Annotated in this window: 18 protein-coding genes and 1 rRNA gene; 8 read left to right on the top strand and 11 right to left on the bottom strand. The window is 61.2% G+C overall.

Annotation, left to right across the window (positions count from 1 at the left end):
* Nucleotides 1–52: 52 nt before the first annotated feature.
* Both BUS06_RS01915 and BUS06_RS01910 read left to right on the top strand, forming a co-directional pair.
* Nucleotides 53–1318: an MFS transporter gene (locus tag BUS06_RS01915; RefSeq protein ID WP_074262732.1), complete on the top strand. Its 1266-nt coding sequence runs from the start codon at nt 53–55 to the stop codon at nt 1316–1318.
* Between the two features lie 312 nt (nt 1319–1630).
* Entirely contained in the window at nt 1631–3913 is a 2283-nt protein-coding gene (locus BUS06_RS01910) for an NADP-dependent malic enzyme (protein WP_074262731.1), read from the top strand.
* An 84-nt stretch (nt 3914–3997) separates the two neighbouring features.
* Here the strand turns inward: BUS06_RS01910 and BUS06_RS01905 are convergent, their stop codons facing one another.
* A complete protein-coding gene (locus BUS06_RS01905; protein ID WP_074262730.1) occupies nt 3998–7597 on the bottom strand; it encodes an indolepyruvate ferredoxin oxidoreductase family protein in 3600 nt (1199 codons plus the stop codon).
* A gap of 366 nt (nt 7598–7963) precedes the next feature.
* Between BUS06_RS01905 and BUS06_RS01900 the strand changes: the two genes are divergently transcribed.
* Complete coding sequence (locus tag BUS06_RS01900; protein ID WP_074262729.1) at nt 7964–8158, top strand: hypothetical protein; 195 nt, start codon at nt 7964–7966, stop codon at nt 8156–8158.
* Nucleotides 8159–8288: 130 nt separating this feature from the next.
* Here BUS06_RS01900 and hppD read toward each other — a convergent pair whose 3' ends face one another.
* On the bottom strand, nt 8289–9386 hold the full coding sequence (gene hppD / locus BUS06_RS01895) for a 4-hydroxyphenylpyruvate dioxygenase (RefSeq protein WP_074262728.1): 1098 nt from the start codon (nt 9384–9386) through the stop codon (nt 8289–8291).
* A gap of 125 nt (nt 9387–9511) precedes the next feature.
* On the opposite strand from hppD, the gene BUS06_RS01890 reads away from it, so the two are divergent.
* Nucleotides 9512–10030, top strand: coding sequence for an Lrp/AsnC family transcriptional regulator (locus BUS06_RS01890; RefSeq protein ID WP_074262727.1), 519 nt, complete (start codon nt 9512–9514; stop codon nt 10028–10030).
* 137 nt (nt 10031–10167) lie between these two features.
* On the opposite strand, the gene BUS06_RS01885 is transcribed toward BUS06_RS01890, so the two are convergent.
* From BUS06_RS01885 to paaA, 8 genes are all read right to left on the bottom strand, one after another.
* Nucleotides 10168–10836 carry a GNAT family N-acetyltransferase gene (locus BUS06_RS01885; RefSeq protein ID WP_074262726.1) on the bottom strand — a complete coding sequence of 223 codons (669 nt, stop codon included), beginning with the start codon at nt 10834–10836 and terminating at the stop codon, nt 10168–10170.
* A 241-nt stretch (nt 10837–11077) separates the two neighbouring features.
* Nucleotides 11078–11683: a TetR/AcrR family transcriptional regulator gene (locus tag BUS06_RS01880; protein ID WP_074262725.1), complete on the bottom strand. Its 606-nt coding sequence runs from the start codon at nt 11681–11683 to the stop codon at nt 11078–11080.
* A 14-nt stretch (nt 11684–11697) separates the two neighbouring features.
* On the bottom strand, nt 11698–12525 hold the full coding sequence (locus tag BUS06_RS01875) for a DUF1835 domain-containing protein (protein ID WP_074262724.1): 828 nt from the start codon (nt 12523–12525) through the stop codon (nt 11698–11700).
* A 150-nt stretch (nt 12526–12675) separates the two neighbouring features.
* Nucleotides 12676–13764 carry a 1,2-phenylacetyl-CoA epoxidase subunit PaaE gene (paaE, locus tag BUS06_RS01870; protein ID WP_074262723.1) on the bottom strand — a complete coding sequence of 363 codons (1089 nt, stop codon included), beginning with the start codon at nt 13762–13764 and terminating at the stop codon, nt 12676–12678.
* A gap of 1 nt (nt 13765) precedes the next feature.
* Complete coding sequence (gene paaD, locus BUS06_RS01865) at nt 13766–14305, bottom strand: 1,2-phenylacetyl-CoA epoxidase subunit PaaD (protein ID WP_074262722.1); 540 nt, start codon at nt 14303–14305, stop codon at nt 13766–13768.
* 22 nt (nt 14306–14327) lie between these two features.
* Nucleotides 14328–15131 (bottom strand): 1,2-phenylacetyl-CoA epoxidase subunit PaaC, encoded by an 804-nt coding sequence (gene paaC, locus BUS06_RS01860; RefSeq protein WP_074262721.1) that lies wholly within the window; start codon nt 15129–15131, stop codon nt 14328–14330.
* Nucleotides 15132–15138: 7 nt separating this feature from the next.
* Nucleotides 15139–15435, bottom strand: coding sequence for a 1,2-phenylacetyl-CoA epoxidase subunit PaaB (paaB, locus tag BUS06_RS01855; protein ID WP_074262720.1), 297 nt, complete (start codon nt 15433–15435; stop codon nt 15139–15141).
* Nucleotides 15436–15571: 136 nt separating this feature from the next.
* Nucleotides 15572–16570 carry a 1,2-phenylacetyl-CoA epoxidase subunit PaaA gene (gene paaA, locus BUS06_RS01850; protein WP_074262719.1) on the bottom strand — a complete coding sequence of 333 codons (999 nt, stop codon included), beginning with the start codon at nt 16568–16570 and terminating at the stop codon, nt 15572–15574.
* 116 nt (nt 16571–16686) lie between these two features.
* Between paaA and BUS06_RS01845 the strand changes: the two genes are divergently transcribed.
* The 3 genes from BUS06_RS01845 (at nt 16687) to BUS06_RS01835 (ending at nt 20206) form a co-directional block, all read left to right on the top strand.
* Complete coding sequence (locus BUS06_RS01845; protein WP_254368717.1) at nt 16687–17070, top strand: DUF2628 domain-containing protein; 384 nt, start codon at nt 16687–16689, stop codon at nt 17068–17070.
* 126 nt (nt 17071–17196) lie between these two features.
* Nucleotides 17197–18819: an NAD(P)/FAD-dependent oxidoreductase gene (locus BUS06_RS01840; protein ID WP_074262718.1), complete on the top strand. Its 1623-nt coding sequence runs from the start codon at nt 17197–17199 to the stop codon at nt 18817–18819.
* A 118-nt stretch (nt 18820–18937) separates the two neighbouring features.
* Nucleotides 18938–20206, top strand: a complete 1269-nt coding sequence (locus tag BUS06_RS01835) for an SGNH/GDSL hydrolase family protein (protein ID WP_074262717.1) — start codon at nt 18938–18940, stop codon at nt 20204–20206.
* Nucleotides 20207–20260: 54 nt separating this feature from the next.
* Here the strand turns inward: BUS06_RS01835 and BUS06_RS37275 are convergent, their stop codons facing one another.
* Entirely contained in the window at nt 20261–20608 is a 348-nt protein-coding gene (locus BUS06_RS37275; protein WP_143787438.1) for a hypothetical protein, read from the bottom strand.
* 77 nt (nt 20609–20685) lie between these two features.
* Here BUS06_RS37275 and BUS06_RS01830 point away from each other — a divergent pair.
* Nucleotides 20686–22216 (top strand): 16S ribosomal RNA (locus BUS06_RS01830).
* The last annotated feature ends 36 nt before the right edge of the window (nt 22217–22252 follow it).

The following is a 22252-nucleotide window of genomic DNA, read 5'->3' as shown; positions in this document are numbered from 1 at the left end:
GACGGGCGGCGCCGATCTCCTCTGCGTGGCCGTGCCCTACGGGATGCTTTCGATGACAGTCGCCTCTTCTTCCACCCCCACCCGCGCGGCCGCGCAACGTGGCTATGCCGGCCGGGCGCTGCTCGCAGCAGTGCTCGGTTACGCGATGGACGGTTTCGATCTGTTGATCCTCGGCTTCATGTTGCCGGTGATCGCCCTCGACCTTCACCTCTCGTCCACTCAGGCCGGCTCGCTTGTCACGTGGACGCTGATCGGTGCCGTGGCGGGCGGCGTTCTCTTCGGCGTGTTGAGCGACTATTTCGGCCGGGTGCGGATGCTCACGTGGACCATCCTGATCTTCGCCGTCTTCACCGGCCTGTGCGCGCTGGCGCAAGGCTACGCGGATCTGCTGGCTTACCGGACCATCGCCGGGCTCGGACTCGGCGGCGAGTTCGGCATTGGCATGACGCTGGTCGCCGAGGCGTGGCCCGCGGCGCAGCGAGCGCGAGTGTCGTCGTATGTGGGGTTGGGCTGGCAACTCGGCGTGCTGGCCGCGGCGCTGCTGACGCCGTTGCTGTTGCCGGTCATCGGCTGGCGCGGCATGTTTGCGCTGGGACTGGCGCCCGCCGTGGTGTCGTTCGTGGTGCGGCGGCGCGTCGAGGAACCGGCGTTGTTCGTCGAACGTGCCGAGCAAGCGCGGCAAGTAGCTCGCGCGGGGCAACGGACCACGTCGCGCAAGCTGCCATTGCGGCTCCTGATCGCCGACGCTCGCACCACGTGCGCGAGCGTTGGCGTTGTGATCCTTTGCTCTGTGCAGAATTTCGGTTACTACGGTCTGATGATCTGGTTGCCGAGCTACCTGTCGAAGACCTTCGGCTATTCGCTGACCAAATCCGGTTTGTGGACTTCCGCGACGGTGCTCGGCATGGCGCTCGGCATCTGGCTCTTCGGCATCGCGGCTGACCGCTTCGGACGCAAGCCGACCTTCCTGTTTTACCAGGCCGGCGCAGTCGTGATGGTATTCGTCTATGCGCACCTCAGCACGCCGTTCGCGCTGCTGATCGGCGGTGCGGTGATGGGGGTGTTCGTCAACGGCATGATCGGCGGCTACGGTGCGCTGATTTCCGAGTTGTATCCCACCGAGGCGCGAGCCACTGCGCAAAACGTGCTGTTCAATATCGGGCGAGCCGTCGGTGGATTTGGGCCGGTCGTGGTCGGAGCGCTGGCTGCGCGCTACTCGTTCGGCGCGGCTCTAGGGTTGCTCGCTTCAATCTATCTGCTCGATATTCTCGCGACGCTGTTCCTGATTCCCGAACGTCGCGGCGCCGCGCTCGAATGACTCGCGGCACGCTCTTCGCAAAGTCCTGCCGAGGCGGCGGGACGCCTCCATATCGATGACGCGCCGCAACATTCCAGGTCCTTGTTTCGCCCGTGGTTACCGGCGGTAAACGCTACTCGTCACGACTCATGCGGGGTGTACACTAACTCCCCCGCAAAAGCTCTGCACCGTCTTGCTAACCGCTCAGGTTCGACGTTGCGCCTAACCGGCGCAAGCGAGAACCGCTGCAGTCGATTACCCATTCGATCCATGCGAGCGAGGCACACGGCGCACTGAGCCGGGCCCGATCACTTACGTCTCGCAGGCTAAAAAATGGACGAACAACTGAAGCAAAGCGCTCTCGCGTATCACCAGAATCCGAAGCCCGGCAAGATCTCGGTCACGCCGACCAAGCCACTCTCCAATCAGCTCGACCTCTCGCTGGCGTACTCGCCAGGCGTCGCCGCGGCCTGCATGGCGATCTTCGATGAACCGCTCGACGCGCAGAAGTACACCTCGCGCGGCAACCTCGTCGGCGTGATTACCAACGGCACCGCCGTGCTCGGCCTCGGCAACATCGGCCCGCTGGCCGCGAAGCCGGTGATGGAAGGCAAGGGCTGTCTGTTCAAGAAGTTTGCCGGCATCGACGTGTTCGATATCGAACTCGCCGAGAACGATCCCGACAAACTGGTCGAAGCGATCGCGATGCTCGAGCCGACGCTCGGCGGCATCAACCTCGAAGACATCAAGGCGCCGGAGTGCTTCTACATCGAGAAGAAGCTGCGCGAGCGCATGAAGATTCCCGTCTTCCACGACGACCAGCACGGTACGGCGATCATCGCATCGGCGGCGATTCTGAACGGCCTGAAAGTGGTCGGCAAAAAGCTCGAAGAAGTGAAGCTGGTTTGCTCGGGTGCGGGCGCCGCGGCGATTGCGTGTCTCGACCTGCTGGTGCATCTGGGTCTTTCGAAGAAGAACGTGCTCGTCACCGATTCGAAGGGCGTGATCTACGAAGGCCGCGGCAATCTGGATCCGTCGAAGGAACGTTATGCGGCGAACACCGGCGCGCGTACGTTGGGCGATGCGATTCGCGGCGCCGATGTGTTCCTCGGTTGCTCGAGCGCCGGCGTGCTGAAGCCCGAAATGGTCGTGGAAATGGGCACCCAGCCGCTGATTCTCGCGCTGGCCAACCCGGAACCGGAGATTCGTCCGGAAGAAGCGAAGAAGGTGCGCCCGGACGCGATTATCGCCACGGGCCGTTCGGATTATCCGAACCAGGTCAACAACGTGCTGTGCTTCCCGTTCATCTTCCGCGGCGCACTCGACGTGGGCGCGACGACCATCACGGAAGAGATGAAACTCGCCTGCGTGCGCGCGATCGCTGAACTGGCCGAAGAAACCGACCAGGGCGACGAAGTGGCGAAGGCCTATGAGGGGCACACGCTCGAATTCGGCCCGGACTACCTGATCCCGAAACCGTTTGACCCGCGTCTGATCATCAAGATTGCGCCGGCCGTCGCGCAGGCTGCGATGGATTCAGGTGTGGCGACCCGTCCGATCAAGGACATGGACGCGTATCGCGAAGAGCTCGGCACCACGGTCTATCGTACCGGCATGGTGATGCGTCCGGTGTTTGCTGCGGCGAAATCGGCGCCGGCGCGCATCGTGTTTGCCGAAGGTGAAGACGAACGCGTGCTGCGTGCGGCGCAGTTCGTGTTGCTGGAGAAGATCGCGAAGCCGATCCTCGTCGGCCGTCCGGCGGTGATCGACATGCGTCTGAAGAAGATGGGCTCGAAGCTCAAGTGCGGCGAAGATTTCGAGATCGTCAATCCGGAAGACGATCCGCGCTATCAGAAGTGCTGGCAGGAGTACCACGAGATCGGTGCGCGTGAAGGCGTCACGCCGGAAGTCGCGAAGGCCGCGCTGCGCAAGTTCAACACGTTGATCGGTGCGCTGCTCGTGCGTGTGGGGGATGCCGACGGCATGATCTGCGGGATGATCGACACGTACCAGAGCCATCTGAAATTCGTCGAACAGGTGCTCGGCAAGGCGGAAAACGTGCAGAACCTGGCGGCGATGAATCTGCTGATGCTGCCTGGCCGCAACCTGTTTATCTGCGATACGTACATCAACGAAGTGCCGACTGCCGAGCAACTCGCCGATATGACGGTGCTGGCTGCTAGCGAGATCGAGAAGTTCGGCATTACGCCGAAGGTCGCGCTGTTGTCGAATTCGAACTTCGGCAGCGTGCCGTCGGCTTCGTCGCAACGCATGGCCGAAGCGCGCAAGCTGATCGTGGAACGTGCGCCGGAGCTGGAGATCGACGGTGAGATGCATGGTGACGCTGCGTTGTCGGAGATGGTCCGCAAGGCTGCGTTTCCGGGCACCAGGCTGACAGGCGAAGCTAACCTGCTGATCATGCCGAACGTCGAAGCGGCAAACATCACGTACAACCTGCTGAAGATGATCGGTGGCGAAGGCGTGACGGTGGGACCGTTCCTGCTCGGCGCGGAAAAGCCGGTGCATATCCTGACGCCGGCCGCGACCGTGCGCCGGATTATCAACATGACGGCGGTGGCTTCGGCAAATGCGCGTGTGAAAGCGAACGCGCAATAACGGTCGCTGTTCTTTCTGATGGTGCGCCGCTTTTTGCGGCGCGCTTGTGAGATGCCCGCGTGCTGCACGGGCATCTCACCGCCATCACGCGGCGTGCTGTGCCTGGCTGCCTTGCGGCGTGCGCCAGCGACCGAGCAATTCCTGCCACTTGACCCGCACACCCTTCAGGTTGTTTTCCTTCACGTGTCCGTAGCCACGGATGCCGTCCGGCAGGTTCGCCAGTTCGACCGCCAACGTGTGCTTCTGCGCGCTCAGGCCGCCGATCACTTCACGCACCAGCGCCTCATACTCGCCGATCAGCGCCCGCTCGGTGCGACGCTCTTCCGTCTTGCCGAATACATCGAACGCGGTGCCGCGCAGGAACTTGAGTTTCGCAAGCACACGCATGGCGCTGAGAATCCAAGGACCGTACTTCTTCTTGATCAGATGACCGTGCGCGTCCTTCTTCGAGAAAGCCGGCGGCGCGAGGTGGATATTGACCTTCCAGTCCCCCTCGAAACTTGCCTTCAGCTTTTCCATGAAGGCCGGATCGGCGTACAGACGGGCGACTTCGTACTCGTCCTTGTAGGCCATCAGCTTATGGAGGTTCTTTGCCACTGCCTCGGTCAACGGCAATTGACCGTCGCCCGAGTCGAGCGCCGATTCCGCCACTCGCACCTGCGCCACCAGTTCGCGGTAGCGCGCCGCGTAGGCTTCGTTTTGCCACGCGGTCAGATAGTCGGCGCGTTTTTCGATCAGCGTGTCGAGCGCCTTCGGCGTATGCAGCGAGATGATCTTGCTGCTGGCGGTTTCCGTCGTCGCGGTGCGGCCTTGCGATTGCGCGATCTTGCGCACAGCCGCGAGGTCGTGTGCCGCACGGCGCCCCCATTCGAATGCTGAACGGTTCTTTTCAACCTGCACCGCGTTCAGTTCGATCGCACGCATCAGCGATTCATACGTCAGCGGTACCCAGCCCTTTTGCCAGGCGTAGCCGAGCACGAACGGGTTCGTATAGATCGCATCGCCGAGCAGCGCAACAGCGAAGTGGTTGGCGTCGATTGCGTCGACCCCTGCCTCGCCAGCGCCCGTGCGTACATCCGATTCCGCATCGGCGCCCGGGAATTGCCAGTTCGGGTTCTTGATGAATGCTGCGGTTGGCGTGTGCGCGCTGTTCAGCACGACGCGCGTGCGGCCCACCTGCATCCGCGAGACGCATTCGTCGCTGGCAGTCACGATCGCGTCGCAGCCGATCACAAGACTGGCTTCGCCCATGGCGATGCGCGTTGCGTGGATGTCGGCGGGCTGCTTCGCGATCTGCACGTGGCTCATCACGGCGCCGCCCTTTTGCGCGAGGCCGGTCACGTCCAGTACCGTCACGCCCTTGCTCTCGAGGTGAGCGGCCATGCCGAGCAGCGCGCCGATCGTCACCACGCCCGTACCGCCTACGCCGGTGACGAGCACGCCATACGGACGCTCGATCGACGGCAGCTCAGGCATGGGCACCGGTGGCATCGCCTCTGCGCTCGCGCCAGATGAAGCCTTAGGCTTCTTCAACTGTCCGCCTTCAACCGAGACGAAGCTCGGGCAGAAGCCGTTCACGCACGAGAAGTCTTTGTTGCAGGTCGACTGGTTGATCTGACGCTTGGTGCCGTACTCGGTATCCAGCGGTTCGACCGACAGACAGTTGGACTTCACCGAGCAGTCGCCGCAGCCTTCGCAGACCGCTTCGTTGATCACCACGCGGCGCGCCGGATCCGGATACGTGCCGCGTTTGCGACGGCGGCGCTTCTCGGTTGCACAGGTCTGGTCGTAGATCAGGATCGAGGTGCCGGCGATCTCGCGCAGCTCGCGCTGCACGTCGTCGAGCTGGTCGCGATGATGGATCGTGATGCCCGGCGCGAGACCGACGTTCGCGTGGTACTTCTCCGGCTCGTCGGTGACGATCACGATTTTCGCTGCGCCCTCGGCGGCAAGCTGATGCGTGATCTGCGGCACGGTCAGCACGCCGTCGACCGGTTGGCCGCCCGTCATCGCAACCGCGTCGTTGTACAGAATCTTGTAGGTAATATTCGCCTTCGAGGCTATCGCCGCGCGAATCGCCAGCAGTCCCGAGTGGAAGTAGGTGCCGTCGCCGAGGTTGGCGAACACATGCTTGTCGTTGGTGAACGGCGCCTGGCCAACCCATGCCACGCCTTCACCGCCCATCTGGCTGAACGTGCTGGTGCTGCGGTCCATCCACACGGTCATGTAGTGACAGCCGATACCCGCCATCGCCCGCGAACCTTCCGGCACATTGGTCGACGTGTTGTGCGGGCAGCCGGAGCAGAACCACGGCTTGCGCTCGACTTCGACGCGCGGCCGGGCCAGCGCCTTTTCCTTCGCTTCAATCACGGCAATACGCGTTGCGATGCGTGCTCGTACATCGGAAGGCAGGTCGAACTTTTCCAGACGCGTGGCGATGGCCTTGGCGATGATCGCTGGCGATAACTCGTAGTGCGCTGGTAGCAGCCAGTTGCCCATCGGCACGGACCATTCGCCGCCGGCGCCATCCTTCTCGTCGAATTTGCCGAATACGCGCGGACGCTGTGCGTCGGGCCAGTTGTACAGCTCTTCCTTGATCGCGTATTCGAGGATCTGGCGCTTTTCCTCGACCACCAGAATTTCTTCGAGCCCTTGCGCGAAACTATGTGCGCCTTGCGCTTCGAGCGGCCACACGCAACCTACTTTGTAAAGGCGAATGCCGATGCGCGAGCAGGTGTCGTCGTCGAGTCCGAGGTCGGTCAGCGCCTGACGCACGTCGAGATAAGCCTTGCCGGCCGTCATGATGCCGAAGCGCGCCTGCGGCGAATCGATCTCCACGCGGTCCAGCTTGTTGGCGCGCACGTAGGCGAGCGCGGCGTACCACTTGTAATCGAGTAGACGCGCTTCCTGGACCAGCGGCGGATCGGGCCAACGGATATTCAGGCCACCGTCCGGCATGGCGAAATCTTCAGGCAGCACGATTTTCGTGCGGTGCGGGTCGATATCCACCGAAGCCGACGATTCGACCACATCGGTCACGCACTTCATCGCGACCCACAGACCGGAGTAGCGGCTCATGGCCCAGCCGTGCAGGCCGAAGTCGAGGTATTCCTGCACGTTCGACGGAAACAGCACCGGCAGGCCGCAAGCCTTGAACATGTGCTCGGACTGATGCGCGAGCGTCGAGGACTTGGCGGCATGGTCGTCGCCGGCGAGCACGAGGACGCCGCCATGTTGCGACGAGCCGGCCGAATTGCCGTGCTTGAGCACGTCGCCGGAACGGTCGACGCCAGGGCCTTTGCCGTACCACATCGAGAAGACGCCGTCGAATTTGGCGTTCGGATACAGGTTGACCTGTTGCGAGCCCCACACGGCGGTGGCGGCAAGGTCTTCATTGACGCCGGGCTGGAATACGACCTGGTGTGCGGCGAGATGCTGCTTCGCCTTCCACAGCGACTGGTCGAGACCGCCAAGCGGAGATCCGCGATAGCCGGAGATGAACCCGGCAGTATTGAGCCCTGCGGCTTTGTCACGTTCCTGCTGCAACATGGGCAGACGCACGAGGGCCTGGATGCCGCTCATGTATGCGCGGCCGCGTTCCAGCGTGTATTTGTCGTCGAGCGTGACGGAATTGAGCGCGGCTTCGAGCGAGGCTCGCTGACCGGCGTCTAGCGGGGCATTCATTGTCTGTACTCCTCCAACCTGTTTGGGATCGCCAAAACTTGTTGGCCTCGGCATCTTGTGAATGCTTCGGCCGGGGTGGCCATATTGACGTGTTTTAAGTGATGGTAGCACTGGGAGAAACCCGCCGCATGGCATTAAAAATGCTGTACTGCGGCGCGAATCGCTACGGTGCCAATGACGTGATTGTGACAGTCAAGGGAGATGTTGAATTATTTCCAGAGCATCGTGTAACAAGCTGTAAAAGCTTCAATTTCCCGGAACCCATCTTGAAAACCCAGTCTAACCACCCACCTGTGCACGTGTCCGCGCAACGCTCCGCGGTTGGTGGAGCTTCACGACAAGCAGGCAGTTAGAAAAGGAGTACGCATGAACACCAGAAATATCCAGACCTTCCTGATGGTCTCCGCCGCATTCTTTGCGATGAGCGCGCCGGTGCGCTCCAACAGCGCGAGTACCCTCGCAAACGCGGTGGCTTGTACGGCGCGCGTCGCACCCGCTCGCATTGCTTCCAATCGTGCTACGCCTTCGAGCGAGGCCAGCGAGGACGAGCAGCTTTCGTGATGTATCGCTGAGGCGATTCGTCGATCCAATTCTTGCGGTCGCCTGAGGCTGGGCGGCTGCTGAAACAACAAAGGGCGGGGATCTTGCGATCCTCGCCCTTTTCTTATGGCGCGTTGGTGTTGGTCCGGGGCTACGCCTTGTCCTGCACCACGCCGCGTCGGATCTGATCCAACTCGATCGATTCGAACAGCGCCTTGAAATTACCTTCGCCGAACCCCTGATTCCCCTTGCGTTGAATGATCTCGAAGAAGATCGGGCCAATCTGGTTTTCGGTGAAGATCTGCAGCAGCAGATCTTCGGGCGCGCCGTCGATCAGGATCTTGCGCCTGCGCAGCTCGTCGAGCGGCTCGCCGTGATTTGGCACGCGCCGATCGACCAGTTCGTAGTAAGTGTCGATCGTATCGAGCAACGCAATCTTCGCCTCGCGCAGCCCGTCGACGGTGCGGTAGATGTTGTCGCTGCCGAGCGCAATGTGCTGAATGCCTTCGCCGTGATACGCGTCGAGGTATTCCTGAATCTGACCGGCAGTTTCCGAGCCTTCTTCGTTGATCGGAATGCGGATCTTGCCGCACGGTGAAGTCATCGCCTTCGACTTCACGCCCGTCACCTTGCCTTCGATGTCGAAGTAACGCACTTCCCGGAAGTTGAAGAGGCGCTCGTAGAACTCCGCCCATTCCTGCATGCGGCCGCGGTGGACGTTGTGCGTCAGGTGGTCGATATAGGTGAGGCCGTGGCCGACCGGGTTCGGGTTGGCGCCGGGAATCGGCACGAAGTCGACATCGTAGATGCCGATATCGCCGATGCTGTTCGGCTCCGCGCCATTCTTGCCACGCCAGCGGTCCACGAAATAGATCAGCGAATCGCCGACGCCCTTGATCGCCGGAATGTTCAGTTCCATCGGGCCGGTCTTGTTATCGAAGCCCCATGCGCCTTTTTCGAGCGCCTGCCTGTACGCCTTGGCGGCGTCCTGTACGCGAAAGGCGATGGCGCAGATCGACGGGCCATGCAGGCGCGCGAAGCGCTGCGCGAACGAATCGGGCTCCGCGTTGACGATGAAATTGATGTCGCCCTGACGGTACAGCGTCACGTCCTTGTGACGATGCCGCGCGATCGCAGTGAAGCCCATCTGTTCAAACAGCTTGCCCAGTGCCTTGGGATCCGGCGCGGTGTACTCGATGAACTCGAAGCCGTCGGTGCCGACGGGGTTGTCCCACGTTTGAACCTGCATATCTGTCTCCTGTGTCGAATGCCGCCAGTTTAAAGGGGCGTACGCGATGGAAACTTGCGAACTTAATCGTGATTGCGTAGGCTGGCGCTAGTTCATGGCTCAAAAATAGGGTTTGGTGGCAGAAGATGGCTAATATCGAGATGGATGTCATCGATCGACGAATTCTCACCATCCTCCAGGAGAACGGTCGACTGTCGAATCAGGAGATTGCAGAACGGGTGAGCCTCTCACCCAGTCCGTGTCTGCGGCGCATCCGGAGGCTGGAGGAGAGTGGCGTGATTCGCGGCTATGTCGCATTGCTCGACGCCCAGAAGCTGGGCCTCGATTTGCTTGCGTATGTAAATGTGCGGCTGGAAAAGCGCAGCGTCCCGACGATCAGCCCGCGCGGCGACGGCGCACCGGTGCGAGCGGGCGCGACGCATGCCGATCTGTTTCGCGCCGCGGTCCAGACCTGGCCGGAGGTGGTCGCCTGCCATGCCATGACGGGGGATATGGATTACCTGCTGCGCGTGCAGGTTCAGGACATGGCGCACTTTTCGCGCTTCGTGCAGGACCGGTTGCTGCACCATCCGTCAGTGATCGACGTGAAATCGAGTTTCTCGCTGGAGACGTTCAAGGAGACGACGGCGTTGCCGATTCTTTGAGCGGAGCAGATGATCGCGTTTAGGACATATTGGCTTGTTCTAGGGGAAATCGCGGCGGCAGCAAACTCCGGCGGTCAATAGCAAAAGGGCGGCTGAGCCGCCCTTTTGCTTATCCAGCGAGCTTGTACTTAGGCGATTCAGGCCGCCGCCGCAGCCGGCATGAACGATTCGAAAATCTTCGAAGCCTGACGCGCCTGGCGCTTCAACGCGTAGTCGAACACGGCGGCCTGTTCCTGCAGCATTTCAGCGATGATGCTCGACTGGTCGGCCGGCGGCAGTGTCAGATACGCATCGGCTTCGCCGTACGCGTATTCGATCTTCATGCCGGCCTTCTTCGCGATGTGCATCATCGTGGAGTTGCGCGACAGGCAGTGCATATAGAGCATGCTTACGTGCGTGTTGCGGCTGCGGATGGCGGCGCGCTCGAACAGCTTGCTGCCAATGCCCTGGCCACGCGTGCTTTCCAGCACCGATACGCCGAACTCGGCGGTGCGCTTGTCGCCCTCAACGGGCAGATAGGCGAGGTGGCCCACGCCAACCAGTTGCAACTGGTTGTCGAAAACACCGAACACGGTGTCACGGGTGAAATCGATGGCGCGCACGTAGTTTTCGATTACGTGGTCCGGCACGAGCTGACCGAAGCGCAGCAGGCGGTCGTCTTCGCCCAGTGCGAGAAAGTGCGTCAGCAGGCGTTCGCGGTCGATAGCGGTCAGCTCCCGCACCAGAGCATGCGCGTGACCGGCTGCCTGCGACAGGCGATCGGGTGTGACGATCGGCTCGGCGGCGCGAGTAGTAGGCGTGGTCATGGTTGGGTTCTCCTTTTGATCTAGCGGCATGGTGCACCGCAAGGTCAAATTCTATCGGAAGCGCAATCCCATAACTAGGGAAAACCCGGATATCGATTCGATGTCACGCTCTATTCTGTTGGGGACCTATTTTTATATATATGATTATTAACAGTTATTAATTCTGCATACGTCATATCATCAACTGTGGCTTGCAGGCAACCTTCGTCCCTGGAAGCTGTTGCATCGCAATATTTCGATGCTAATCCTTGGCCCGCAGTCCATGGTCGACCATGTCGACGACCTGTTCCGCGAATTCCCCGTAGCCCATCCGGCCGCCCGGCTTCAGCCAGGTGAAAGTCCAGTTGATCATGCCGAACACCATCATCGTCAGCGCTGTCTGGTTGTCGCGGTTGGCGCGTTCCGGATAGGCGCGCGTTAGCTGGCGCGCAAATGCCGCGACCACGTCGCGCTGGCGATTCAGGATGATCTCGCGTTGGGCGTCGACCAGATATTTGACGTCGTTCAGCAGCGCAACATGCCGGCTGTGAGAGTTCTCATATTCGGACAGAAACGCGCGGATCAGTTCGGCGAAGGTTTCCCGCTCGGTCAGGCCACGTCGTTGGCTCGAGCCTTCCACTTCCGCGATGATCAGCATCAGCCGCCTGGTGTAGCGGTCGAGCAGATCGAACAGGATCGCTTCCTTGCTTTCGTAATAGTGGTAGAGGCGCGCCTTCGAAGTGCCGCTCGCGGCAGCCAGATCGGCCATCGAGGTGCTTGGATAGCTCGTCTGCGCGAACTTGGCCGCGGCCAGTTCGAGGATCTGGTCGCGCTGGGTTTCGTGGTCTGGTGCGCGGGTGCGGGCCATGGTCCTTGGGGTCCTTAGCTGGAACAGGTGGAAAGGTCCGCGCGCAATTCCAGCGCGCGCCATGCGGAAGGATCGCCGCGCAGGCTCACGCGCCCGCTTGCGGCCAGTTCGCGGAAGCGCCAGAACACGAGGCTGTCGCTGACGAGAAAGCCCAGGTCGGCGACCATCAGTTGCGCGGCGATACGGGCGGCGGGTCGCCAGGCGTCGCTGGCGTATTCCAGGATGAGCGCGTCCAACTCGGCGAACGTGCCGCTTGTGAAGGTGTTGTCGCGCCAGCGGCGGGTTTCGCCGTTCGCCTGCTTGACCTCCTGCCATTCGAGGGCGAGCCGGCTGATGCGCAGCACCGAGATCGGCGCAACGTCCGGAAGCCGCGTCTGCAGGATGTCCGGCGCAAACATCCCGACCGACGTCGCGTGGTCTGGCCGGCTATGGGCGAAGGCACCGGGGTCGGTAAGGTCGCGGATCGAGAGGCGGACTTCGTTCAGGCGCTGAGGACTGTTGCGCAGGTGGTAGCAGACCCTTCGCAGGGTCAACTGGTCGGCCGCGCTTTCGGCGTGCCAGACGGCCACCTGCGTGTCACCGGCCACGAGTTGCTCCAGCAATGTTGCCTGTTCGGTGAATTCGCCCTGGAAATTGCGTGGTGCGCCGTCGTGTGGGGCTCCGTCCGTCACGCGTTGCCAGAATTCGGCGCGCACCTCGGGCGTGTCGTCGACCCCGCGCAGCGGACCGACCGCCAGATCGTCGCGCAACGACTGCACGGGATCGTCGCGCCCCGCCTGTCGCAGGGCGCTTCGCAGGGAGTCGGCGGCGACGTCGCCGTTAGTCAGGTGGATTGTGCTCATCAACAGCTCGTTGGCAAATCAGTCACAGAAAGGGCCGCGTGGCGAGCGGAACCGGGTCCCGATCGCGAGCGGCCCTTAGTGTAAGCGGATCGCGGGTGAGCTGAAAGCGCTCAGGCGTGCATCGTGGAAGATGTGCGCCCGCAATGTTGTCTAACGCTCATCGTAACTGACCACCACCCGGTCGCTCACCGGATGGCACTGGCAGGTCAGCACGAAGCCGTCGCGGATTTCGTGGTCTTCGAGCGTGTAGTTCTTTTCCATCCGTACTTCGCCTTCGAGCACTTTGGCGCGGCAGGTGCAGCACACGCCGCCCTTGCAGGCATATGGCAGCGCGAGGCCGGCCTTCAGGCCGACGTCGAGTACGCTCACGCCCTCGTAAGGCAGGCGCAGCTTGCGTTTCTTGCCGTCGAGGACGATCTCGAGGTCCGCCGCCGGCGTATCTTCGGTGATTTCGACGGGCGGCACGCCCGCTTGGGGCAGCGGCGAGCCGAACCTTTCGACGTGAACCTTCGCGGGCGGCAGGCCCGCGGCTTTCAGCGCGGCCTCGGCGGCGTCCATCATCGGTGCGGGACCGCAGATGAAGGCTTCGTCGATCACATCGGCTGGCACCAGGTTTTCGATAAACGCTGCGCACTTCTGCTGGTCGAGCACACCGTTGAACAGTTCGACGTCCTGCAGATCGTCCGACAGCACGTGATACAGCACGAACCGGTTCATGAAGCGGTTCTTCAGGTCTTCCAGATCTTCTGCAAACATGATCTGGTCGACGCTGCGGTTGCCGTAGACCAACGTGAAGGTGCTGCGCGGCTCGAATTCGAGGGTCGTCTTGATGATCGCGAGCACGGGCGTGATGCCGGAGCCGCCGGAAAAGGCGAGGTATTGCTGACCCTGTTCCGCGTTCAGGTGCGTGAAGAAGCGACCGTCGGGCGTCATCACGTCGATCGTGTGACCTGGCTGCAGGGTGTCGAATGCGAAGTTCGAAAAGCGGCCGCCCCGCACGCGCTTGATGCCGATACGCAGTTCGCCGTCGCGGTCGTAGTCGGTCACGCCGACGCAGATCGAATACGAGCGGCGCGTCTCCTCACCGTCGATGTGCGTCTTCAGCGTGACGAACTGGCCCTGCGTGAAGCGATACTGCTCGCGCAGTTCGGCGGGGACTTCGAAGGCGACCGAGACCGCGTCGGCGGTTTCGGGCCGGACTTCGCGGATACGCAGGGGGTGAAATTGCGGGGTGGCCATATCAGTAGGGTTTGAAATAGTCGAAGGGTTCGCGGCAGTCGAGACAGCGGTACAGCGCCTTGCAGGCCGTCGAGCCGAATTGCGCGAGACGTTCGGTATGGACCGAGCCGCAACGCGGGCACGCCGGGGCGGGGACTGCTGCCGTGCGGACGAAGCGGATTACTTTTTCCTGAGGTGCGTCGCTCGCGCAATTGCCGGTGGGCGGGGCGATGCCGTAGGCACGCAGCTTTTCGCGCGCGTCGGCGGTTATCCAGTCGGTGGTCCAGGCAGGGGCGAGGACAGTGGCGATGCGGTACGGCGTGAGCTGCGCGGCCTCGAGCGCGTGTGCGACGTCCTCGGCAATCTGCGACATGGCCGGGCAGCCGGAGTACGTCGGGGTGATGACGACTTCGAGCATGCCATCCGCAGCACGCCGGACGTCGCGCAGGATGCCGAGCTCGCGAATCGACACCACCGGAATCTCCGGGTCGGGTACCGCTTCTAGCGCTGTCCACGCGCGCTCCAGCGTCGGGTCCACGGTCGTGGTGAGGTTCGCGGCCATCGTCTTATGCTCCGTCCGGGGCCTACCAGCTCGCGCCGGGGTGCTGCCGCGCGAGGCTCTGCATCTCAGCCAGCACGTAGCCCATGTGTTCCGAGTGTTCGCCAAGCTTGCCCGTCGTGACATGCTTCACCGGTTCAGGTGACGTGAGCGTGGCTTCGTCGAGCGCGGCTCGTACGTCTTCTTCCCAGGCGCCTTGCAGATCGGCGGTCAGCGGACCGATGCCCGTTGCGGCGATGACTTCCTCAACCGCGTCCACGCTGAAGAACTCGCGCGTGTAGGGCATCAGGTAGTCGAGCGCGTCCTGCGCGCGGCGATGCGACTCATCCGTGCCGTCGCCGAGCCGGATCAGCCATTCGCCGGCGTGATGGACGTGGTAGCGCGTTTCCTTGATCGACTTCGCGGCGATGGCCGCGAGTTGTGCGTCGGTCGACGCGGTAAGCGCCGTCCAGAGATGCGCCATCAGCGTCGAGTACAGGAAATTGCGCACGATCGTGACCGCGTAGTCCTTGTCCGCATGCGCGGTGCCGGCGAGCGGCCCGTAATGCGGCAACTCGGCGAGCGTGTAGTTGGCGAATTCGCGCTCGGTGCGGAAATACGCGTAGTCGTCTTCGCTCTTGCTGGCGCCGGTGAGCGCATGCTCGAGCGTTGCGGCGTGCGTGTACAGCAGCCGCGCCTGGCCGATCAGGTCGAGGCTCATGTTGGCGAGCGCGATGTCCTCTTCGAGAATCGGGCCGTGGCCGCACCACTCGGCGTTGCGCTGACCGAGGATCAGTGCGGTGTCCGCGAGACGCAGCACGTAGGAAAGGTGTTGGGGCGTGATGTCCATGACGCGCTTACATGTGGTTGACTTCGTCGGGGAGCGTGTAGAACGTCGGATGGCGATAGATCTTGTCGCCAGCCGGTTCGAACAGCTCCGCCTTGTCCTGCGGGTCGGATGCGGTGATCGCCGAGGACGGCACCACCCAGATGCTCACGCCTTCCTGACGGCGGGTGTACACGTCGCGCGCCATGCGCAGCGCCATCGGCGCGTCGGCAGCGTGCAGACTGCCGCAGTGCTTGTGGTCGAGGCCCTGCTTGCTGCGCACGAACACTTCCCAGATCGGCCACTCTTTGTTTGTCGACTTGTCCATTCTCGAAATCTCCTGAATCTTTTGCTGTTGGCTCGTACCGGTCGGCAGCTATTAAATGCCTGTTGGTGCCTGTTGGTGCCTGTTGCTGCCGGACGCTGTGCCTGGTATCGAGCTAATCGTCGCTGCGTCGCTGTGCTTACGCTGCGTGCTGCTGCGCGCGTTGGCGCTGATTTTCCGCGTGGGCGAGGGCCGCTTCGCGGACCCAGGCGCCGTCGTTATGAGCTTTCACGCGGGTAGCGAGACGCTCGCGGTTGCACGGGCCGTCGCCGTTGACCACGCGCCAGAACTCTTCCCAGTCGATGTCGCCGTAGTCGTGATGACCGCGCGCTTCGTTCCACTTCAGGTCTGGATCCGGCAGCGTGACGCCGAGGACCTTGGCCTGGTCGACAGTGGCGTCGACAAATTTTTGACGCAGATCGTCATTGGAAATGCGCTTGATGCCCCATTTCGACGATTGATTGCTGTGGATCGAATCCTTGTCGCTCGGGCCGAACATCATCAGCACCGGCCACCACCAGCGGTTCACCGCCTGCTGGACCATCTCGCGCTGGGCTTCGGTGCCGCTCATCATCGACAGCAGCGCGTCGAATCCCTGGCGCTGGTGGAACGACTCCTCCTTGCAGATGCGGATCATCGCCCGGGCGTATGGGCCGTAGGTGCAGCGGCACAGCGGGATCTGGTTCATGATCGCCGCGCCGTCGACCAGCCAGCCGATCACGCCGACATCCGCCCACGTGGGTGTCGGATAATTGAAAATGCTCGAATATTTGGCTTTGCCGGCGTGCAGGGCGTCGATCAGCTGATCGCGTGAAACCGCGAGCGTCTCTGCCGCGCTATATAGATAGAGACCGTGGCCCGCCTCGTCCTGCACCTTGGCGAGCAGAATTGCCTTGCGCTTCAGACTCGGCGCGCGGGTAATCCAGTTGCCTTCGGGCAGCATGCCGACGATTTCCGAATGCGCGTGCTGTGAAATCTGACGCACGAGCGTTTTACGATAGGCATCGGGCATCCAGTCTTGCGGTTCGATCTTGCCGTCGGCGGCCATGACCGCATCGAAACGCGCCTGTTCGGGCGAGCCGGCGGCACCATCTAGCGGCGCAACGTTGCCTGATATGTCGAGGGATTGCGTGTACATGGCGAGCACTCTCGTCCAAAGTTGTCCGTGGGTGAAGTATAAACCAACCGACCGGTCGGTTAATGATTTTTTTGAGATTGATTGAGGGTGGGTTCGGACGGTTTAGATAGGGTACGGTGGAGGCCGGCACGGCGCGTGAGTTTGCGAAGATTAATCTCAAGGACGAAAGAGAAATGGCGGAGCGGATCTATTTGCAACATCCCACGAGGACTGAAACGGTCGAAGTGAGTACTGGCTTTAGCTGGTCGGCGTTTCTGCTGGGTTTTGTCTGGGCACTCATGAAGCGCATGTGGCTGGTCGCGCTGGTGCTGCTGGCGGTGGATCTGGCGATTGGCCTGATCGGGTTCGCAGGCGTCACCGCCGATGTGGTCAGCCTGGTGCTGAGTATCGTGTTTGCGATTTACTGCGGTATGAATGCCAACCAGTGGTACCGCCGCGACCTGGAACGCAAAGGTTACGTGATCAAAGGTCCGGGGCCTGAAACAGGGGTGCTGCGATAGCGGTGCTCCGGTCCGAAATAACGCCTTTGGACGGTTCTAGCTCAACCGTTGCTGGCCTAGCCCGCTGCAGAACCTATAAAATCGCGGATTGGCTGCAATTTTGCGCCCCCTGCATTCCTGGTTCCCATGTTACGTCTAAGCGAAGTCAAACTCCCGCTCGATCACCCCGATAGCGCTCTCGATGCCGCCGTTCTCGCGCGCCTCGCCGAGCTGGGCGTACCGCCTGACGGACTCGTCCGTTACACCGTGTTCCGTCGCGCACACGACGCGCGCAAGCGCGCCGATATCAAGCTGACGTATATCGTCGATGTCGAGGTGAAGGATGAAGCGGCCGCTTTGAAACGCCTCGCGAGCGTGCCTCACTGCGCCGTGACACCGGACATGGCGTACCGCTTTGTCGCGAAGGCGCCCGAGCGTATGACGGCGCCGCGGCCGGTGGTGATCGGCATGGGACCGTGTGGGCTGTTCGCTGGGTTGATCCTCGCCCAGATGGGTTTTCGCCCTATTATTCTCGAGCGCGGCAAGGCTGTTCGTGAGCGTACTAAAGATACGTTCGGGCTGTGGCGCAAGTCCGTGCTCAATCCCGAATCCAATGTGCAGTTCGGTGAAGGTGGAGCCGGCACATTCTCGGACGGCAAGCTCTACAGCCAGATCAAGGATCCGCATCACTACGGCCGCAAGGTGCTCGAGGAGTTCGTGAAAGCGGGTGCGCCGGAAGACATTCTCTATCTGAGCAGGCCGCATATCGGCACTTTTCGTCTGGTCAGCATGGTGGAGAAGATGCGCGCCACCATTCATGAACTCGGCGGCGAAGTGCGGTTTGAGACGCGCGTCGAGGATATTGAGATCGAGCAGGGCAAGGTGCGTGCTCTGCAGTTGTCCAATGGTGAAACACTACCGTGCGACCACGTGGTGCTCGCAGTCGGTCACAGCGCGCGCGACACCTTCGAAATGCTGCACAAGCGCGGCGTTTACATTGAAGCGAAGCCGTTTTCGCTCGGGTTCCGGATTGAACATCCGCAAGGGATGATCGACCGCAGCCGCTTTGGCAAGTTTGCCGGGCACAAGCAACTGGGCGCCGCTGATTACAAGGTGGTGCATCACTGCAGCAACGGCCGGGCGGTGTATAGCTTCTGCATGTGTCCTGGTGGCACGGTGGTCGCGGCGACTTCGGAGCCGGGCCGCGTGGTTACCAACGGGATGAGCCAGTATTCCCGGGCGGAGCGCAACGCCAATGCCGGCATCGTGGTTGGCATTACGCCGGAGGATTATCCGGGCGGGCCGCTTGCCGGCATCGCGTTTCAGCGCAAATGGGAAGAGCGGGCGTTCGAACTGGGCGGCAGCAATTACTGCGCGCCGGGCCAGCGGGTGGGCGACTTCATTGCCGGCCGGCCGTCTACGTCGCTCGGTTCGGTTGTCCCCTCCTATAAACCAGGCGTCCATCCGACCGATCTCAGCACGGCGCTGCCCGACTATGTCATCGAGGCCATCCGCGAAGCACTGCCGCAACTCGACCGCAAGATCGCCGGTTTCGCTATGGACGATGCAGTGTTGACCGGGGTGGAGACGCGCACGTCGTCGCCGATCCGGATTCGCCGCAAAGACGATTATCAGAGCATGAATGTGGAAGGGCTCTATCCAGCCGGCGAGGGCGCGGGTTACGCCGGCGGGATTTATTCTGCGGCGATCGACGGAATTGAAGTGGCGCAAGCATTGGCGTTGGACATGACGGCGGGCGCTGCTCACTGAGCTTGCGTTGCCTTGCTCGCGAAGGCGCGGGCGGTGTGATCGGGATGTTTGTTCGCGCCGGCCACCCGTCGCAATCGATCGGGCACAATGGGCGCTTTGCTTTTTGCCCACGAACCGAATGACCCTCCGTACTCTGGCCGCTGTGTGCGGCGCTGTTCTGCTTGTTCAATTCGCCGTCGCACCAGCAGCGATTGCCGCGGATGCTCCTACGCACTGGGTGTCCGCATGGGCGACCGCCCTTCAGTCGATTCCCCAGCAGGCTAACCTGCCGCCGCTGTACAGGGCGCCGGAGGTCGCTGGGCGGACGGTCCGGCAAATCGTGTATCCGACTCTTTCGGGTCGCGCCGTCCGGGTTCACCTCAGCAACGAATATGGAAAGACGCCGTTGGTGATCCAGGATTTGCGGATCGCGAGTTCGGCGGGTGGCGCGGCCACACAAGCGAACGGCGGCGCCAAGGTGACGTTTGGCGGGAAAGCCTCTGTAACAGTGCCACCCGGCAGTGAACTGGATAGCGATGCGGCCGAGGTCGATATTGTCGCCGGTGCGCCGTATGCGATCAGCTCGTACATGGGGGCGGATCAAAATCTCGTGGCGTGGCATCGCGTGTCGAATCAGGTGAATTACGTCTCGCTACCTGGCAATCACACTGATGACTCTATGTCAGGAGCATTTCATCAGCGATTCACCCAGTTTGTGTGGGTGACGGGGTTGTCCGTGGAGGCGCCGTCGGCAGCCGCGGTTGCTACGATCGGCGATTCCATTACCGATGGCATGCGGTCTAGCTTGAATGAAAACCACCGTTGGCCGGATGCTTTCGCGCGCCGGTTGACTCAGGCAGGGGACCGGTCGACTTCGGTCGTCAATCTAGGGATCAGCGGCAACCGTCTGCTTAACGATTCGCCCTGCTATGGCGAGGCGCTCGTTAAACGTTTCAGCCGGGATGTGCTGGAGCGACCGGGCGTGAAAGTGGCGATCCTGCTGATCGGCATCAATGACATCAATTTCTCTTCGATGCCGCCGCGCGCCGGGCTTGATTGCGATTATCCGCATACGTCTGTGAATGCCGAGGACCTGATCGACGGCTACAAGCGGGTGATTGCCGAGGCGCATCGTCGTGGCGTGCGCGTGTTCGGTGCGACGCTCACGCCTGCCTCGCTGCCACCACAGCGCGAAAGCATACGGCTGGCGGCGAATCAATGGATCAGGACCGCGGGAGCGTTCGACGGTGTGGTCGATTTCGATGCTGCGCTGCGCGATCCCACCCAGCCTGCGCGTTTGCAGGAGGGGTATGACAGTGGCGACCACATCCATCCGAGCGATGCAGGTTACGCGGCAATGGCTCAGGCGATTCCGCTCGATGCGGTAGTAAATTCGACTCGAAAGTGACTCGCCAAAAAAATATTTCCGTCAAACCCTTGTCATACGGCCATTGCTCACCTACTATTCGGCTCCTCGTTCACGGACGAGCGCCGCTGCGGAAACCAGTGGCCGTAGCGTCAACAAGGTTTTAAGCGGAAGCGAAAAAATGTTGTTGACGAAGCGAAAAAGATTCTTCATAATCTCGTTTCTCTGCTGCTGATGCAGCGACGCAGAACGAAGCGGTACCGAAGGGTTGTGAGGGTGATGCAACGCGGTGCCGGTTTGGTGGTGAATGCGTAACCGATCTTTAAAAATTAACAGCCGATAAGTGTGGGCGCTTGATGGCGACGCGGCGGTGGGCCTTTCGGGGTTTGCCGCGAAAGCGAAAGTATCAAGTCTCACACAGTAATGAAAGGAAGGTTTTTTCATCGCAAGATGATTGAACAATTCGTCAGTACGTTGAGTGAGCGACCTATTCGGAAGAATAGAAAACAGTAACAGGAATTGAACTGAAGAGTTTGATCCTGGCTCAGATTGAACGCTGGCGGCATGCCTTACACATGCAAGTCGAACGGCAGCACGGGAGCAATCCTGGTGGCGAGTGGCGAACGGGTGAGTAATACATCGGAACGTGTCCTGTAGTGGGGGATAGCCCGGCGAAAGCCGGATTAATACCGCATACGCTCTACGGAGGAAAGGGGGGGATCGCAAGACCTCTCGCTACAGGGGCGGCCGATGGCAGATTAGCTAGTTGGTGGGGTAAAGGCCTACCAAGGCGACGATCTGTAGCTGGTCTGAGAGGACGACCAGCCACACTGGGACTGAGACACGGCCCAGACTCCTACGGGAGGCAGCAGTGGGGAATTTTGGACAATGGGCGCAAGCCTGATCCAGCAATGCCGCGTGTGTGAAGAAGGCCTTCGGGTTGTAAAGCACTTTTGTCCGGAAAGAAATCCTTTGGGCTAATACCCTGAGGGGATGACGGTACCGGAAGAATAAGCACCGGCTAACTACGTGCCAGCAGCCGCGGTAATACGTAGGGTGCAAGCGTTAATCGGAATTACTGGGCGTAAAGCGTGCGCAGGCGGTTCGCTAAGACAGATGTGAAATCCCCGGGCTTAACCTGGGAACTGCATTTGTGACTGGCGGGCTAGAGTATGGCAGAGGGGGGTAGAATTCCACGTGTAGCAGTGAAATGCGTAGAGATGTGGAGGAATACCGATGGCGAAGGCAGCCCCCTGGGCCAATACTGACGCTCATGCACGAAAGCGTGGGGAGCAAACAGGATTAGATACCCTGGTAGTCCACGCCCTAAACGATGTCAACTAGTTGTCGGGTCTTCATTGACTTGGTAACGTAGCTAACGCGTGAAGTTGACCGCCTGGGGAGTACGGTCGCAAGATTAAAACTCAAAGGAATTGACGGGGACCCGCACAAGCGGTGGATGATGTGGATTAATTCGATGCAACGCGAAAAACCTTACCTACCCTTGACATGGTCGGAACCCTGCTGAAAGGTGGGGGTGCTCGAAAGAGAACCGATACACAGGTGCTGCATGGCTGTCGTCAGCTCGTGTCGTGAGATGTTGGGTTAAGTCCCGCAACGAGCGCAACCCTTGTCCCTAGTTGCTACGCAAGAGCACTCTAGGGAGACTGCCGGTGACAAACCGGAGGAAGGTGGGGATGACGTCAAGTCCTCATGGCCCTTATGGGTAGGGCTTCACACGTCATACAATGGTCGGAACAGAGGGTCGCCAACCCGCGAGGGGGAGCCAATCCCAGAAAACCGATCGTAGTCCGGATCGCACTCTGCAACTCGAGTGCGTGAAGCTGGAATCGCTAGTAATCGCGGATCAGCATGCCGCGGTGAATACGTTCCCGGGTCTTGTACACACCGCCCGTCACACCATGGGAGTGGGTTTTACCAGAAGTGGCTAGTCTAACCGCAAGGAGGACGGTCACCACGGTAGGATTCATGACTGGGGTGAAGTCGTAACAAGGTAGCCGTATCGGAAGGTGCGGCTGGATCACCTCCTTTCTCGAGCTAAAACGTGTCAAACGTTGAGCGCTCACG

The sequence above is a fragment of the Paraburkholderia phenazinium genome (assembly GCF_900141745.1).
GTDB classification, from domain to species: Bacteria; Pseudomonadota; Gammaproteobacteria; order Burkholderiales; family Burkholderiaceae; genus Paraburkholderia; species Paraburkholderia phenazinium_B.
This window is presented reverse-complemented; position numbering and strand designations above follow the sequence as displayed.

What these genes read in the sequence shown, in the direction of transcription:
- BUS06_RS01915 (WP_074262732.1), top strand. Translation starts at nt 53, where the DNA reads ATGACAGTCGCCTCTTCTTCCACCCCCACCCGCGCGGCCGCGCAACGT.
- BUS06_RS01910 (WP_074262731.1), top strand. Translation starts at nt 1,631, where the DNA reads ATGGACGAACAACTGAAGCAAAGCGCTCTCGCGTATCACCAGAATCCG.
- BUS06_RS01905 (WP_074262730.1), bottom strand. Translation starts at nt 7,597, where the DNA reads ATGAATGCCCCGCTAGACGCCGGTCAGCGAGCCTCGCTCGAAGCCGCG.
- BUS06_RS01900 (WP_074262729.1), top strand. Translation starts at nt 7,964, where the DNA reads ATGAACACCAGAAATATCCAGACCTTCCTGATGGTCTCCGCCGCATTC.
- hppD (WP_074262728.1), bottom strand. Translation starts at nt 9,386, where the DNA reads ATGCAGGTTCAAACGTGGGACAACCCCGTCGGCACCGACGGCTTCGAG.
- BUS06_RS01890 (WP_074262727.1), top strand. Translation starts at nt 9,512, where the DNA reads ATGGCTAATATCGAGATGGATGTCATCGATCGACGAATTCTCACCATC.
- BUS06_RS01885 (WP_074262726.1), bottom strand. Translation starts at nt 10,836, where the DNA reads ATGACCACGCCTACTACTCGCGCCGCCGAGCCGATCGTCACACCCGAT.
- BUS06_RS01880 (WP_074262725.1), bottom strand. Translation starts at nt 11,683, where the DNA reads ATGGCCCGCACCCGCGCACCAGACCACGAAACCCAGCGCGACCAGATC.
- BUS06_RS01875 (WP_074262724.1), bottom strand. Translation starts at nt 12,525, where the DNA reads ATGAGCACAATCCACCTGACTAACGGCGACGTCGCCGCCGACTCCCTG.
- paaE (WP_074262723.1), bottom strand. Translation starts at nt 13,764, where the DNA reads ATGGCCACCCCGCAATTTCACCCCCTGCGTATCCGCGAAGTCCGGCCC.
- paaD (WP_074262722.1), bottom strand. Translation starts at nt 14,305, where the DNA reads ATGGCCGCGAACCTCACCACGACCGTGGACCCGACGCTGGAGCGCGCG.
- paaC (WP_074262721.1), bottom strand. Translation starts at nt 15,131, where the DNA reads ATGGACATCACGCCCCAACACCTTTCCTACGTGCTGCGTCTCGCGGAC.
- paaB (WP_074262720.1), bottom strand. Translation starts at nt 15,435, where the DNA reads ATGGACAAGTCGACAAACAAAGAGTGGCCGATCTGGGAAGTGTTCGTG.
- paaA (WP_074262719.1), bottom strand. Translation starts at nt 16,570, where the DNA reads ATGTACACGCAATCCCTCGACATATCAGGCAACGTTGCGCCGCTAGAT.
- BUS06_RS01840 (WP_074262718.1), top strand. Translation starts at nt 17,197, where the DNA reads ATGTTACGTCTAAGCGAAGTCAAACTCCCGCTCGATCACCCCGATAGC.
- BUS06_RS01835 (WP_074262717.1), top strand. Translation starts at nt 18,938, where the DNA reads ATGACCCTCCGTACTCTGGCCGCTGTGTGCGGCGCTGTTCTGCTTGTT.
- BUS06_RS37275 (WP_143787438.1), bottom strand. Translation starts at nt 20,608, where the DNA reads ATGAAAAAACCTTCCTTTCATTACTGTGTGAGACTTGATACTTTCGCT.